The following is a 14,318-nucleotide window of genomic DNA, read 5'->3' on the forward strand; positions in this document are numbered from 1 at the left end:
GACGGCTTGCGGCGGTTGGCAATCGGCAGGTTGGAGGGGCGGAACCGGAAATGAGCGAAGAAGAATTGCGACAGCAAGCGGCCCGTTGGTGGCGAACCTCCATCTGCGATATCGCGCCCGGTCGCATCGCCTATCGGGGTTATCCAATCGAAGATTTGATCGGCCGGATTTCCTTTCCCGCCATGATCTGGCTGATGTTGCGCGACGATCTGCCGACGCCAGCGCAGGAGCGGCTGCTGCAAGCTGCGCTGGTCGCGTCCGTTGACCACGGTCCGCACGCGCCCTCCATCGCAATTGCGCAGATGGCGGTGAGCTGCGGGCTGCCCCTGAACGGTGCGATGGCCTCCGCAATCAATACACTCGATGACGTGCACGGCGGAGCAGGGGAGCAGGCGGTCGAACTCTACGAAGATGTGCTGCGGAGGCGCGATGGCCTAGAGATCGGCGAGGCCGCGGCCGCCGCAATCGACCATTTCACCGCAAGGCGCGGCAAATATCTGCCCGGCTTCGGCCACCGGTTTCATCCGGTCGACCCGCGCGCGGCACCGCTATTGGCGCTGGTGGATGGCGCAGGTGCTGAGGGCAGTGTCAGCGGCGACTATGCCAAGGCCGCCCGCGCGATCGAGCGCGTGATGCAGCAGCGCAAGGGCAAACTCATCCCAATGAACATTGATGGCGCGACCGCGGTCATTTACGGAGAGCTCGGCTTCGCGCCTTCGCTGGCGCGCGGCGTCTTCTGCCTGTCGCGCGCCGTCGGAATCCTGGCCCACGCCTGGGAACAGACCAGGCGCAAGGATCGTAACAAGGGACCGATGCCCAAGCAGTTTGGCTACAAATATGAGGGCCAGCCGCGCCGCACGCTGGGAGGCGCGTCATGATGTATCTCGACAAGTCGCCTCAGCTGGTTGAGACCCGCGTGTTCTCGTCGATGCCGGCGGAATTTCGTCGCCCGGGTGTTTCCTCGAAATGGGCGGATGCCAACCGCGGGGGCCATCCGGTGGATTGTTTCATCGAGGGGCCGTCGTTCGACAAGTCCGGGAATCTCTACGTCGTCGATATCCCCTTCGGCCGCATTTTCCGGATTTCGCCCGACGGCATCTGGTCTCTGATAATCGAATATGACGGCTGGCCGAATGGTCTGAAGATCGCACCTGATGGCCGGGTGCTGGTGGCCGACTACATGAACGGCCTCATGGAGCTCGATCCGCAGCGGGGTACTATCAGGCCGCTTCTGGGGCACCGCAATTCCGAGTCCTTCAGAGGCTGCAACGACCTGCATATCGCGACCAACGGCGGCATCTATTTCACCGATCAGGGGCAAACTGGATTGCACGATCCGACAGGCCGGGTGTTCCGACTGTGCCCTGACGGCCGGCTCGATTGCCTGATTTCGAACGGGCCTAGCCCGAACGGGCTGGTGCTCAGTCCCGACGAGGCCGTGTTGTTCGTTGCAATGACGCGCGACAACAGCATCTGGCGCGTGCCGCTGATGCGTGACGGCGGGGTTGCGAAGGTGGGACGGTTCAGCTTGTTCTTCGGGACCAGCGGTCCTGACGGGCTGACGGTGGATCAAAAAGGGCGGCTCTTTGTCGCGCATGCCTCCCTCGGCCACGTCTTCGTCATGGCGCCGAACGGCGAAACGATCGCCCGCATCAAGTCCTGCGCTGGGGCGACCTGCACGAACCTCGTATTGGAGGCGGCAAACGGCACATTGCTCATTACGGAATCCTCTACCGGATCAGTGTTGATGGCTGATCTCGCTCACCTTCCTTGAACGTTCGCCAGCAGGAGTGACAAGGTGGTACCGAATCCTTCACGCGACGGTCCACCGAATCAAGATGCAGGAAGGAGCCCGGTAGATGATTGGCTTGCTAGTTGCCAAGGCATTGTACTTGGCGACGAATGGATCGCATTTGTGTGCGGTGATCCGAAACTGGAGTCAGTAAGCAGCACTGTGTGGAAAGCGCGAAAGTACGACTGGGCTATCGTTCGTAAGGCTCGGTCGGGCTTCGCCCGCAACGGGCCGCCGCCGACCTGGCTTCGCGCCTTTTAGCCGGGCAGGTTTCGGCTCGCGGTCCACGAGCCTTGAGAAGACCATCGTATCGCTTCGCACCATGAAACGATTTGATGGCTGATATCTTGAACGTTCCCGCCAAGAAGGTCGAAGAGGTAACCGCTCGCAGTGGGAGTAAGCACCGCATCAGCGTCGAGGTTCTCCGATCATCCTCGAGCAACCGCGACGCACGCGTTGGAGCGTTCGTTTTGAGAACCAACAAGCAGCAGGGTTTGCTGCTTTGAAAGTCTTTACTGATAGGCCCAGGAGCGCTTTTAACTGTGTGGAGCAGAGGTCGCAGTACTGTCATAGCCTCTTGCGCGCGCGCAATCCTCCAACCCGATATCCCCTCTCCTCGTAGAAACGGCGTACCCGTTCTAAGGCCGGATAGCCATCCGGGGCAACGCAACCTCAATCATCTGCCAGCCTCGGCGCTTCGCCTCCGAATGTACCGCCTCGAGCAGATGCCGACCGTGGTCAGAGCTTCGGAAGTCGCAAGAAATCCATAGCTCCTGAAGCACACCGTACGCTCCGGCTGCTCTCACGGCCTGTACGGCCGAGATGGCAGCGACCCCTACAATCCGCCCCGTGGCTTGTTCTTCGATGACAAAAATGAAGCCCTCTTCGGGATCCTGAATCAGGCGCAAAGCAGCCTGCTTCGCGCCTTCAAGGCTGAACTCTGGTCCGGGGCCACCTAATTCAGAAAGTAGCTTTCCGACGGCTTCTGCGATCGCGTTCTCATCTCCTGGCACGCCTTTGCGCAAAGCCGCGCCCCCGTGGGGCAGGCCTTGCGCTTCAGCGCCAACACGAACACCCGTCACGTTAGTCCCTCCAGTCCTTCTTGAGGATATCCATGTTCAAAAGGATACAGAAAACGCAACTGAGAGCAACTATCAAGCTCGATAGGGAATAGGACGTCCGCCCTCGCTATAAGCAACAGAGGTGAGGTAAGTGCAAGCTGTTGCCGTTCGCAGAATCGACTGCGGCTTGACCTGCTGCGAACTCATGATGGACTTCCTTCGATTAGAAAGGAAATCCACGAGACCGCACATTCGCGCGCAGGCCGGCCATGCCGATCAAACATTTCGTAAGAGTGATTGCCGATCGTCACTCACGAGCGATTCGATTCAGTAGATCTTGCAGCATGATAATCGCCGTGCCATAGGGCGCATCAGTTCGGCGCGTCTGAAGGTGAGATTCCCAAACTCGCGTGCTTCACTCGTGCAAAGTTGCGCGAAGCGGGACAGGTATCATACGCGTGCGCCCGACAAAATCGTCTGAACAACATCGCGAAAGATTTTGCACGCTAATGCACTATCTTAAGCTTACCTCGAAGAATCGAAAGATAATGGCAAGCACTGCTTGTTTGGACCTTCGCTCCTCGTTTAAGGGACCGTCACGGAACGGGAGTGGTTGCGATGGAGCATGGGCAGGCCGAACTGGTCGGAGGGAAACCTGCAATCTTCGGCCAGCGTAAGGTGCGGCCGCGAGCGTGCGTGGCCGTCGGCAAGCGGCATCTGCGCGCCTTTCTACGGGATGTGCTGGAGGATATGGGGTTTGTTATCAGCGAATGCGGGACTGCTGACGAGCTGCCGCACGTACTCTGCACGGACTTCCCTGATCTGATCCTGCTCGGCATTGGCTCCGATCGGATCGAGCCTGGACGATTGCTCGAGATACTCGTACGCGAAGGATTTGCAGGCGGAGTGCTGGCGTTCGGCGCCCGCGAGTCGATCATCATGACGGCAGTGCAGCAGGTCGGGGGCGAATATGGACTTGCTATGCTGCCGCCGCTGAGGACGCCGTTTGCAGCCGAGACGCTGCGCGATCGGGTCGCCATGCTCTTGCCCAGAGAGCCGGCGCCCCGTCCCGCGGTCCATGTCGGGGAAGCCTTACACGCTGGCTGGCTTGAGCTCTGGTATGAGCCGAAGTTTGACGCGTGTACCCTCAGCCGCCGCGGCGCCGAGGCGCTTGTGCGAATGCGGCACCCGACCTGGGGCGTTGTTCCACCGGCCTATTTCATCCCGGAGGCTCACGATCCGCATTTTAGGGAGTTGTCGCAGTTCGTGATCGACCGCGCGATCAAGGATTGGCAGTATCTTCTGGAGCAGCAAACTTCAATCGATCTCTCCATCAATCTCCCGGCAGCATTCCTGATTGACCCGCAGGCGGTACGCGATCTCTGTCAGCGCATGCCGTCGCACCCCGCTTTCGGCGGCTTGACGATTGAAATCGAGAGCGAGGAAGCGATCGAGAACCTAGATCTCCTGATCGAGGTCGCGCGTGAGGTTCGCTTTCACAACATTGGCCTTGCAATCGACAATGTCGGCGCCAATTGGCCGCAGCTGATGGGGGTGGAAAAATTCCCGTTCATGAAATTAAAAGTGGACCGGCAGTACGTCGCCGGTTGCGGAAATGGGCCCCTGAAGCGAACGGTGTGCCGCCATATCGTCGATCTAGCCAAAGAGTACAGTGTGCGCACCGTCGCCGCAGGTGTGGAGAGCCACGCCGACCTTATCGCTGTGACCGAACTCGGCTTCGACCTTGCGCAGGGCCATCTGTTCGGAAAGGCCATGCCGCTGAAGCAATTTGCACAGTCATCTTTCAGCCCTGTTCCACTTCGTCCAAAATAGTTGCATGAGGAGTGGCTGAGCACAGCCAGGCAAAGCGTACCAGCGCTCGCCCGCGCCGCCATGCCTACTCGGCACCAGGCATGCGGCTGACTGCAATTAAATCGGTCACTTTGCAAAGCCAGTATCGCTCCTCCCGGCGGAACTTCATTTCCCTCCGAAGCGACGCCGAAGCTTGTTGTAGCACAAACCCGTTTTGGCAAGCCTCCAGCGAGTCAATCCGCGGAGTTAACGTTGTAGCCGTGAAGGCTTGCACAAAACCTCCAGTCAGGGCGTGTGACCGGAGCTTTGCCGAGATCCGGCGTAGACGTGCGTCGGCTCGCGGCTTTTAGTCGCGCCCCGGTTTCGGAATCGTCGAGCGTCGCTTGGCTCCGCGCTGCCGTGCCAGACAAACCGACGGAAGCTCGCAGCGCGACTGGCTCTCGGAGTAGGGCCCGAGGGCTCGCAAATTGCCCATCATTGAGCGCGTCTGTGTTTGGCACGGCATTTGAAAGGGATCGCCAATGGCATCGCTCGCCTAAGGAGTCGGAAGGCATGGCTTACAAGATCGTCGCTTCGCAATGCACCGTTTGTGGGGCATGCGAGTTCGAGTGTCCCAACGCGGCGATCAGCCTCAAGCGTGACATTTACGTTATCGATGCCAAAAAGTGTACGGAGTGCGCGGGCCATTGCGACACGCCGCAATGCGCGGTCGTCTGTCCGGTGCCTGACACCTGTATCCCGTCTAAAACAGCATAAGCAGCCCGCGTCCAGAAGGCTTCACCGCTCGATTTCGCGAACGAAGTAGTAGATGTCGAGCTTGAGGAGGCCGCCGACCGCATGGGGCGCATCGAGGTCGATCAACATCGTTATGACTTAAGGCGCTGATCTTCTCCGAGAAGCCCTCGAAGGGCTCTGTCAGAGGACACCGTCAAATTTGTCTCGAATAAGGACGAGGCCGCCTCGATGCTCCAGTCGCCGCGTCGAGGCTTATCGTCGCTGGCTGACGAGCCAAGGCGAGGTGGACGGGGCGTCAAATATCACAAGATCGATTTGCAGGATATCTAAAGCGACGTCACGGCCGAAGCCGAAGAGACGGTCTCCTGGCGCGACGAGATCGGTCCGGAGATCCTGAAGACGTACGAGAAGCTCGGCATCCGCTTCCGTGCACGAGTGCATGGAGCGTAAAGTCATAGCACGATCCCGCCGCCCGCCCTCTCGCCGCTTACTCCAGTTTCGCAAGTCAGCGTGCATCCTGAGGTCCGGAACTGTTCCTGCGATGTCGCGCAGGCCAAGGTCCAGGCTGCACTACTCCCCAAGCGGCGACGGAAACAACGAAGGCGCGCGCCAAAGTCGCTCAGCACGTGAGTGCCTGGCGCACCGAGGAGATCATCTTGACCAACGCCACGGAGGCGATCGAGCTCGCGGCTCGTCGCGGGGGCAGCCGAACACAGGCAGTCCGACCTGATCATCCGTTCGATCCTGGAGTAATCCAGCCTTTGCAATTCCTCAGAGCCTCATGGCACTGTGATCAAACGGATGCCGGCCGAGGATGATCGCAACTTCCTTACGGACGAGTTCGAGAAGCTGCTGACGGAAAAGTCCAGGCTTTGTCGCGATCACGCAGATGTCGAAGCGCCCGGCGCGTTCGTTCTGCTCGCGGAGCTCATCCGACTACGCGAACAGGGTGTTGAGCGGACGCATTCACAAGCGGAGCCTCCACAGATCCACGCGTTTTCACCAGGCCGGGAGTAAGACCGTTGTAGCCCACCTAGTACAGCTCGCAATCGCTTGGGCAATATCGCAGCGACACTCCAGTAGGTTGACGGATCGATCCTCGTGCGCATAATGCCAGCCGTCGTGGTCTCCGGATTTCGTTTGATCCGGAGCTAAGAGGGAAGCCGGTGCAATACCGGCGCTGCCCCCGCAACTGTAAGCGGCGAGCCGCTGTCCAACGAAGTCACTGAAGCCATGCGGCTTCGGGAAGGCCGGACAGCAGCGACGACCCGCGAGCCAGGAGACCTGCCTCGACAATATATCGTCCACGGGCGGGGTGTCCCGGTGTGCGCCAAGCAGCTATCGCTCACGCGATATTCGCTGCATGCGTCCGCCATGGCCTTTGCCCCAATCATGGCGTCTGAGCTATGTCTATTCTTTCGCTTCCCGTTGCCACACTGGGGATGTCACGCATCGGCCCACGACGCGGACTCAAATTCGCGCTCGAGAGCTACTTGGCGGGAAACTCCAGCGAAGCCGAGCTCCTCGAGGCGGGGTGTAAACTTCGTGCCGCTAATTGGGCACGGCAGAAATCCCGCGGTGCGACCGTCATTCCTTCGAATGACTTCTCGTTTTACGACCATGTGCTCGATACCAGCGTAATGGTCGGCGCCATTCCCGACGTCTACGGCTGGACCGAAGATCCTGTGTCGCTCAAGACCTACGTCACCATGGCGCGTGGCGCTCAGGACGGTGGTCACGCTCAGCATGGGCCTGGCGTAGCCGCACAGGAAATGACGAAGTGGTTCGATACCAACTACCACTACATGGTGCCGGAATTTCACCAGGATCAGATCTTTAAGTATTCCTCTCGAAAGCCGATCGAGGAATATGAGGAGGCAAAAAGCCTCGGCTACCAAACGCGCCCCGTCCTAGTTGGCCCAGTCACTTTCCTGAAGCTCGGCAAAAGCGCAGATCCCGCATTCAATCCGCTGTCGCTGCTTGACCGGCTCCTCCCAGTCTATGTCGATGTCCTCCGCGAACTAGCCTCGCGCGGTGCTGAATGGGTTCAGCTCGATGAGCCATGCCTAGTGACGGACGTCGACGAAGCGTCGCGGGCGGCTGTCCGCCGGGCCTATGCTCATTTCGCAGAGGTTGTGCCGGCCCTTAAAATCATGCTGGCCACTTATTTCGGCGCTATCGGCGACAATCTTGAAACAGCCTTGGCCTTGCCCGTTGCCGGGCTTCATGTCGATCTGGTTCGGGCACCCGACCAGTTGGACGCAATTGTCGCCACAGCCCGCAGAGATCTCGTGGTCTCGCTAGGCGTCGTTGATGGTCGCAACGTCTGGCGCTCCAATCTTGCGGCGCTGCTCGACCAACTTGCCCCTATGGTCAAAAAGCTGGGCAGGGACCGTGTTCAGATTGCTCCTTCCTGCTCGCTGCTTCATGTTCCGATCGACATTGAGCTAGAGACCGATCTCGATCCCAATCTGAAGACGTGGCTGGCGTTCTCAGTTCAGAAGATCAAGGAACTTTCGATATTGGGCAAAGCGCTGGCCGGCCATGCTGCCGAGGTGGCCGATGAACTTGCGCTTTCGGAGGACGCAGCCGTGACCCGCGAAACATCGCCCGAGATCCACAATGCGAATGTCGCCGGACGAATGGCCGTGATCGACGATAGCATGCGTCGCCGTCGCAGTGCGTTCACCCAGCGTGCCGACGTCCAGCGCGTCGCGTCGCATTGCCCATGTTTCCAACGACAACCATCGGATCCTTCCCGCAAACGGTCGACGTTCGGAATGCGCGTGCGGCTCATGCGCGGGGAGCGCTGAATGACGCGCAGTACGAGCAGCTTCTGAAAGCGGAGACAGCCCGTACCGTGCAGTGGCAGGAAGATATCGGCCTGGACGTGCTCGTACACGGTGAGTTCGAGCGCAATGACATGGTTCAATACTTTGCCGAGCAGCTGTTAGGATTCGCTTTCACCAAGCACGGCTGGGTTCAGTCTTATGGGTCGCGGTACGTTCGCCCGGCTATCCTGTTCGGAGATGTTTCCCGGCCGAAGCCGATGACCGTTGAATGGTGGCGCTATGCGCAGTCTCTGACCAAGAAACCCGTCAAGGCTATGCTGACCGGACCGGTGACGATCCTGAACTGGTCGTTTGTCCGCGACGACATCTCGCGGAGCGAGACATGCCGTCAGATCGCTCTTGCGATCCGAGATGAGGTCATCGACCTTGAGGCGGCTGGAGCGACCATGATCCAGATCGACGAGGCTGCGTTGCGGGAGGGATTGCCGCTACGCAAATCGCAGTGGAGGAACTATCTCGATTGGGCAGTGGACAGCTCCCGCGTTTGCTCCTCCGCTGTCGCCGACGGAACTCAGATCCATATCCACATGTGTTATTCCGAGTTCAACGAAATCATCGATGCGATCGCAGCAATGGATGCTGACGTCATTTCAATCGAGACGTCGCGTTCTAAGATGGAATTGCTCGAGGCCTTCAAGAGCTACAAAATATCCCAATGAGATCGGGCCCGGCGTCTATGACATTCATTCACCGCGCATTCCCGCAGCGGCGGAAATCAAGCAGCTGATTGTGTTGGCGCGGCAGCGAGTTTCCGATCGGCAGCTCTGGATCAATCCCGACTGCGGACTGAAAACTCGAAGATGGGAGGAGGTGCGTCCCGCGCTCATCAATATGGTGGCCGCCGCGCGCGAGTTGCGGGCTGAGCCATGATGGTGCGGAGCGTTTCGCCAACGCGTTTGTGAATAAGATGCACGCGCTTTGGGGGCTTACGATGTCCTTGCGAGCTCCCAAAGTTCCCAGCGCCTGGGAATGCCGGCCGGCGCCGGCGGAGGCGGTCGCATACAGCCGGCGACAAGCTCGGTTTTCGATCCGACGGCGGACAGCGTGCCGGCGATGCCCGATCCGGTCACATATTCCGAAGTCATTAACGCTCGACGCGAAGCACAGCGCTATTTTTCATTTATCCATCGCGTGGATGCGTCCCATCACAACAATCTATTTTACCGCCCTTACGGAATGTCATACGAAATTGGCGCCTTGGCACGCTCTTCCGGAAGATAATCGAGCGTTGTTGGTGTTTGGGGGTGCCAAATGCTGCTGCGCGACGGCAAACTGTCGCTTGTGTTTCAGGGCACGGCAGCCAAACCGCTTGCGCAAAGGATCCCAGCTCAATCAAGGCACTGCCCTGCCAACCGGACAGCGGGCGAGTGGTGGACAAGGCGCGAAGTTTCCGACAGGAGCGGAAGGCAAGCGGCTCCAGATTTCGCGCGGAGTGATATCCGCTTCTCGTTGTTTGACGGCGAATGCCCTCGCCGTAAATCGATCGCCGGTAGTCCTCCCTACCGACGAAAGCTGGTGCGATGCGTAAAACAGCGTTGTTCCTGCGTGACTTTCGCCCGGCCTCCCGAGGAGGCCGGGCGTTTTTTGTGGTGCGCCCAGCATGGGCGCACTCTTATGGGTGAAAGTCCCGTCGCGAGTTGATCACAACGAGCGAAGCGAAGCGCAACTGCACGAGGGTGACCGAGTGTGGGCGTGGAGCGAAGCTGCGGGCTGCGCGATCAAGCGGGTGCGGGCCAACAAAGGCGCAGCTGGTGGGGACGGTCTGCACATTGACCAGACCGTCGCACATCTGCGTACGGCGTGGCGGGCGATCCGCGAGCACCTATTGTCGGGGACATACCGGCCCAGTCCGGTACGACGGGTGACGATCCCCAAGCCTGACGGTGGCGAGCGCGAGCTTGGCATTCGGACGGTGACGGATCGTTGGATCCAGCAGGCGCTGCTGCAGGTGCTGCAGCCCATTTTTGATCCGACCTTCGCGAGCACAGCTACGGCTTCCGGCCCGGTCGAAGCGCGCATGATGCCGTCCTCGCGGCGCAGTCATACGTGCAATCGGGTCGCCGGATCGTGGTGGATGTGGACCTGGAAAAGTTCTTTGACCCGGTCAATCACGACATCCTCATCGACCGCTTTCAGAAACGGATCGGGGACACCGGAGTCATCCGGCTGATCCGGGCGTATCTGAACAGCGGAATCATGGACGATGGCGTGGTCCAGACGCGTACGATGGGGACGCCGCAAGGCGGGCCGCTATCGCCGCTGCTGGCCAATGTCCTGCTCGATGAAGTGGACAAGGCGCTGCAACATCGGGGCCATTGCTTCGTGTGTTACGCCGACGATGCGAACGTCTACGTTCGCAGCCGCCGGGCGGACCGGGTGATGGGCTGCTTCGGCGGCTCTACGGCAAGCTGCGCTTGACGGTCAACGAGACCAAAAGCGCAGTGGCCAGTGTGTTCGGTCGCAAGTTCCTGGGCTACAGCTTCTGGCCAGATCCGGGCGGCGCGATCAAACGCAAGGTTGCCGACAAGCCGCTGAGGACGTGTGCGGGACGCCGGGTTCTTGCGTCGCATCTGTTACTATTCGGCAAGGCATGAAGCTGGTGCTGTTAATCCTATCTGTCTATTGAAGGCTTTGGCGTCGTGTTGGTACGGGTGGGTAGTATCGGATACTCGATCTTAGGTAGGCGCCCGGTTAGCGAATTCAGAAACGCGACAATGTCGTTTTCTTCCCCATCACTAAGCTTGGCGCCGAGCTGGATTTCACTCATCAGGGCGACAGCTTGCTTCAGGCTCCAAACCTGGCCCGAATGGAAGTAAGGGGCTCGCAACGCGACGTTCCGCAACGGCGCCGCGCGGAAGACATATTCGTCGCCGACCGCCTTGGTGACCGCGAATCGGCCCTTATCGCCTTCCGGAAGCAGGGTTGCATCCGGCGTCTTCATCACGCCGAACGGGAAGTAGGCCTGTCCACCGACATTGATTCCATTGTGGCAAGAGGAGCATCCCTTCTCCATAAACAGCGCCAACCCTGACTTCTGCTGATCATCGAGAGCATGTGTATTGCCCTCCAAATACTGATCGAACGGGGCCGCAGGTGTAATGAGAGTCGCTTCAAAAGCCTCGATTGCCTTCGCAAAGTTTTCAAAGCTGACCGGTCTCGCTTCGTTCGGGAAAGCGTTTTTGAACAAGACGACATAGCTGGTCATTGAGTTCAAGGTGTCGAGCACACGATCCGGAGTCGCATTCATTTCGGCACTCGCCTGCACAGGGCCAGTTGCTTGCGCCTTGAGGTCCGCGGCGCGTCCGTCCCAGAATTGCGCCGCATTGAACACTGCGTTGTAGACGGTTGGAGCTCGACGTAGGCCGACCTTCCAGCCGTGACCGACGGAGGTCGGACCGGCATCGACTCCGCCGCTGCCGAGGTTGTGGCACGTATTGCAGCTAATGATCTCGCTTGCCGATAGCCGCGGATCGAAGAACAGAATCTTGCCAAGCTCGACCTTTTCATGCGTGACTGGATTGTCCTTTACCGCAGGAATGACTGAGGGGATCGGATGGAAGATCTGCCTGGCGGTTCTCATCAGATCATCGTCCGCGCTAGCTCCTGACGACATCAGCAACCCAATCGCCAAAACAGATGCTTCAGCCACAAGCCGAAGCTCCCGGATCGATTTGTTCATACACCCGCCTCATCAGTTCTGATTGTTAATCAAGGAAACAGTCGAAAGCGATGCCACACCCCGTTCCCACAACGGGCCGGCGCAGCATGCACCGGATCCTTTCAAGCGAGGCTGCATCAAATGTTCGATTTCGAGGTGCTCGCTGCCGGCGTTCGCCCACGAGGCGTCAGACCGTTATTTGATTCGCGAGTTCGCTTTGAGCTTAGATCACGACCTTCCTATTGGTAGATCAGACTAGCGCCTCAACCTTCGGCATGATGGCCGATCTGACAACAACAAGCGTGCCGAAAAAGGATAATCTGTCCGGTGGCCGCATCGGTTCTCCATTAAGCGATTGGGTGGGCAATACGCTCCAGCGAAGTTGATCGTATCTGTCTTACACCGCTGGTCGCGCTAGCGCTCACGGTGCGGCTGGACAATAGCAACCCCCATGCCAGTTGCATCTGACATGCAAGCTGCTGATTAAGTTACAGAACGAGTCCGGGCTACCGAACAACGTCGGATGTCTTGGCTTGATGAATACATACAGTGTCACAGATGCGACAAGCGCCAGTCCCGGCTAGACATCATCGCAGAAACTTTTGTGATGAGATCCAATTGCCAGCTTGCCGGCCGCACGTGGGACGGCGGTAATAAGATCTACGCTGGCCTACGGCGAGACACTGAGCCGAGGCGCCCGGCGCTGCGCATCGCTCACGATTTCGCCTCGCCCTGCCGACTGAAGGCTCTCCGACCTCATATCCGGGCCGGCTCTTCGCGCGCCGCCGCCGAAATCCCACTCGCTTGTAACAGACGAGCCCCCAAGCCTGAACATGGCTTGTCTTGAACCCCACCTGGGGTTCGCTGGCATGGCAATTGCCGATCTCAAATCTGTTACCCACAGTTTGACGGTACGACCGTCCGATTACTCAGATACTCCCATTCGACACCAGCTTAAGTGGCCGGCCTGACACCTGATCGGGCCGCGTGTTGGTTGGAATAAGATAACGATTTCGACTCACTCACGGGCGAGTGGCAGCTTTTGAAATCCTGCGCGCTGATGGCAAAAATCGCTGAACTTCTGCGGTAGCGACGGTCACTTCGTGCTCTTGCGTTGAAAGACTTCGATACAAGAGGACATGCTGGGAGGAGATCGTTACATCATGTCCGCAGTGTCCATGGCTGTTTCAAGCTAGATATGGTGTCCGTGATGGCTTCGATTGACGATCGCTTGAATGAGATCAGATACGTGCGGAATGATATTTGGCGCTGTCGAAGAAGACTTCAAAGCGAGCTAAGTGATCTCGAGCGTAAGGTTCTCGAAGAGCGCCTGCTTGAGCGGCAATCTGCCTTTGAACGGCTCCTAGCGACCACGTTTCCTTTTACATGGACACTGTGAAGCAAAATTCGGGACCTGTGCCGCGGGTCATTGGCGCGGAAAATGGTGTCCGCTCATAGAACGCATGCGCCTGCGTCAGGAACGTAGCGCTCCGTCGCCGCGGGCCGTCGCGCCCGTCATGGCCGCCGCCGAGCTGAATGCGTCGGCCCTCAGCCTTGGTTCACCGATGTGCTGGCCCGCGGCGCACCGTGAGCGCCGATAATGAAACCGTTCGGGCCGCCCATCCAGGCCCACCGCTGGGGGGGATACCGATTGCCCCGTTTCTGCGACACCGCGGTCACATGAGTAGCTTTCATCCGACAGAGCGATCGAAGAAGCTTGAATCGGCCGTAGCGTCAGATTGTACAGAGCAGGCGAACGATACTCCAGACTAGGTGTAGCCGAATGAGAAGACCCGTTATCGCTTTTGTATTATGTTCCGCTCTCGAGTTGCTCGGGCTAAGCACGGGCGCGGTTGCGGACACAAGGCGGTACGCGTGCACGATCACTGCCGCCGATAGAGAGCCGGTCGGAGTTCGGGACGAGCGGGTCATTCTCACGGTTCAATATGGCTGCCGGATCGCGGATGGTCTCTTGAGTGACGCGGGGATTACAGCAGTGTCCGTCAGCGAGTGGGCTGCTGATAAAGGAACATACTTAGCGTCCCTGGAATTTCACCGCGCGCTGGAGGGAGTTGCAATTGGGCAACTCTCCGAGGTGACCGGCTTCTCTAGCATGGAAGGCGAGCAAGGCATTGCGGTCGCAACTTCCGGCACGACAGTATTCAAGTTCGCATCTGGCTCATTGGCAGCCCTTTCAGGGAAGACCCTTAAATTCACCACCAAACTCACTGGCCTACGTAGCTTCGAATTGGAGTTCACAGATTGGCCAGAATCTCTTTTTTGGAAGTGACTCGTGTCTCACGCTGATTTCCGCAAGCGCTCGGGCGGACGAGCCACTGTCGACTCTTAACTCCACACGATGAATACCGCTCCGGCCTGTGTGCCGTCCTCAAAGACGAGCACACCGC

The 14,318-nt window shown here is 58.9% G+C and carries 8 protein-coding genes, 2 pseudogenes and 1 riboswitch; of the genes and pseudogenes, 8 read left to right on the plus strand and 2 right to left on the minus strand.

What is annotated here, in order from left to right; all coding sequences use genetic code 11:
* Positions 1-50 precede the first annotated feature (50 nt).
* On the plus strand, positions 51-878 hold the full coding sequence (locus IVB05_RS07645) for a citryl-CoA lyase (RefSeq protein WP_247512594.1): 828 nt from the start codon (positions 51-53) through the stop codon (positions 876-878).
* Positions 875-1,774, plus strand: coding sequence for an SMP-30/gluconolactonase/LRE family protein (locus IVB05_RS07650; RefSeq protein WP_247783759.1), 900 nt, complete (start codon positions 875-877; stop codon positions 1,772-1,774). The genes IVB05_RS07645 and IVB05_RS07650 overlap by 4 nt, the downstream gene beginning before the upstream one ends.
* Positions 1,775-2,430: 656 nt before the next feature.
* Here the strand turns inward: IVB05_RS07650 and IVB05_RS07655 are convergent.
* Positions 2,431-2,874 carry a GNAT family N-acetyltransferase gene (locus tag IVB05_RS07655; protein ID WP_247783760.1) on the minus strand — a complete coding sequence of 148 codons (444 nt, stop codon included), beginning with the start codon at positions 2,872-2,874 and terminating at the stop codon, positions 2,431-2,433.
* Between the two features lie 597 nt (positions 2,875-3,471).
* Between IVB05_RS07655 and IVB05_RS07660 the strand changes: the two genes are divergently transcribed.
* The 5 genes and pseudogenes from IVB05_RS07660 to ltrA form a co-directional block, all read left to right on the plus strand.
* Entirely contained in the window at positions 3,472-4,686 is a 1,215-nt protein-coding gene (locus IVB05_RS07660) for an EAL domain-containing response regulator (RefSeq protein ID WP_247783761.1), read from the plus strand.
* Between the two features lie 531 nt (positions 4,687-5,217).
* Positions 5,218-5,421 (plus strand): 4Fe-4S binding protein, encoded by a 204-nt coding sequence (locus tag IVB05_RS07665; protein ID WP_247783762.1) that lies wholly within the window; start codon positions 5,218-5,220, stop codon positions 5,419-5,421.
* Positions 5,422-6,201: 780 nt separating this feature from the next.
* Positions 6,202-6,417 (plus strand): hypothetical protein, encoded by a 216-nt coding sequence (locus IVB05_RS07670; RefSeq protein ID WP_247783763.1) that lies wholly within the window; start codon positions 6,202-6,204, stop codon positions 6,415-6,417.
* An 89-nt stretch (positions 6,418-6,506) separates the two neighbouring features.
* Positions 6,507-6,707: riboswitch (cobalamin riboswitch) on the plus strand.
* A gap of 99 nt (positions 6,708-6,806) precedes the next feature.
* Positions 6,807-9,122, plus strand: a pseudogene (gene metE / locus IVB05_RS07675) (5-methyltetrahydropteroyltriglutamate--homocysteine S-methyltransferase).
* Positions 9,123-9,972: 850 nt separating this feature from the next.
* Positions 9,973-10,789: pseudogene (ltrA, locus tag IVB05_RS43705) on the plus strand (group II intron reverse transcriptase/maturase); the annotation flags it as partial.
* A 74-nt stretch (positions 10,790-10,863) separates the two neighbouring features.
* On the opposite strand, the gene IVB05_RS07690 reads toward ltrA, so the two are convergent.
* Entirely contained in the window at positions 10,864-11,931 is a 1,068-nt protein-coding gene (locus tag IVB05_RS07690) for a cytochrome-c peroxidase (RefSeq protein ID WP_276578741.1), read from the minus strand.
* Between the two features lie 1,975 nt (positions 11,932-13,906).
* Here IVB05_RS07690 and IVB05_RS07695 point away from each other — a divergent pair.
* Positions 13,907-14,200 carry a hypothetical protein gene (locus tag IVB05_RS07695; protein WP_247520368.1) on the plus strand — a complete coding sequence of 98 codons (294 nt, stop codon included), beginning with the start codon at positions 13,907-13,909 and terminating at the stop codon, positions 14,198-14,200.
* Positions 14,201-14,318 lie beyond the last annotated feature (118 nt).

The organism is Bradyrhizobium sp. 170, from assembly GCF_023101085.1.
In the GTDB taxonomy this organism is placed as follows: domain Bacteria; phylum Pseudomonadota; class Alphaproteobacteria; order Rhizobiales; family Xanthobacteraceae; genus Bradyrhizobium.

What these genes read in the sequence shown, in the direction of transcription:
- IVB05_RS07670 (WP_247783763.1), top strand. Translation starts at nt 6,202, where the DNA reads ATGCCGGCCGAGGATGATCGCAACTTCCTTACGGACGAGTTCGAGAAG.
- IVB05_RS07665 (WP_247783762.1), top strand. Translation starts at nt 5,218, where the DNA reads ATGGCTTACAAGATCGTCGCTTCGCAATGCACCGTTTGTGGGGCATGC.
- IVB05_RS07650 (WP_247783759.1), top strand. Translation starts at nt 875, where the DNA reads ATGATGTATCTCGACAAGTCGCCTCAGCTGGTTGAGACCCGCGTGTTC.
- IVB05_RS07645 (WP_247512594.1), top strand. Translation starts at nt 51, where the DNA reads ATGAGCGAAGAAGAATTGCGACAGCAAGCGGCCCGTTGGTGGCGAACC.
- IVB05_RS07660 (WP_247783761.1), top strand. Translation starts at nt 3,472, where the DNA reads ATGGAGCATGGGCAGGCCGAACTGGTCGGAGGGAAACCTGCAATCTTC.
- IVB05_RS07690 (WP_276578741.1), bottom strand. Translation starts at nt 11,931, where the DNA reads ATGAACAAATCGATCCGGGAGCTTCGGCTTGTGGCTGAAGCATCTGTT.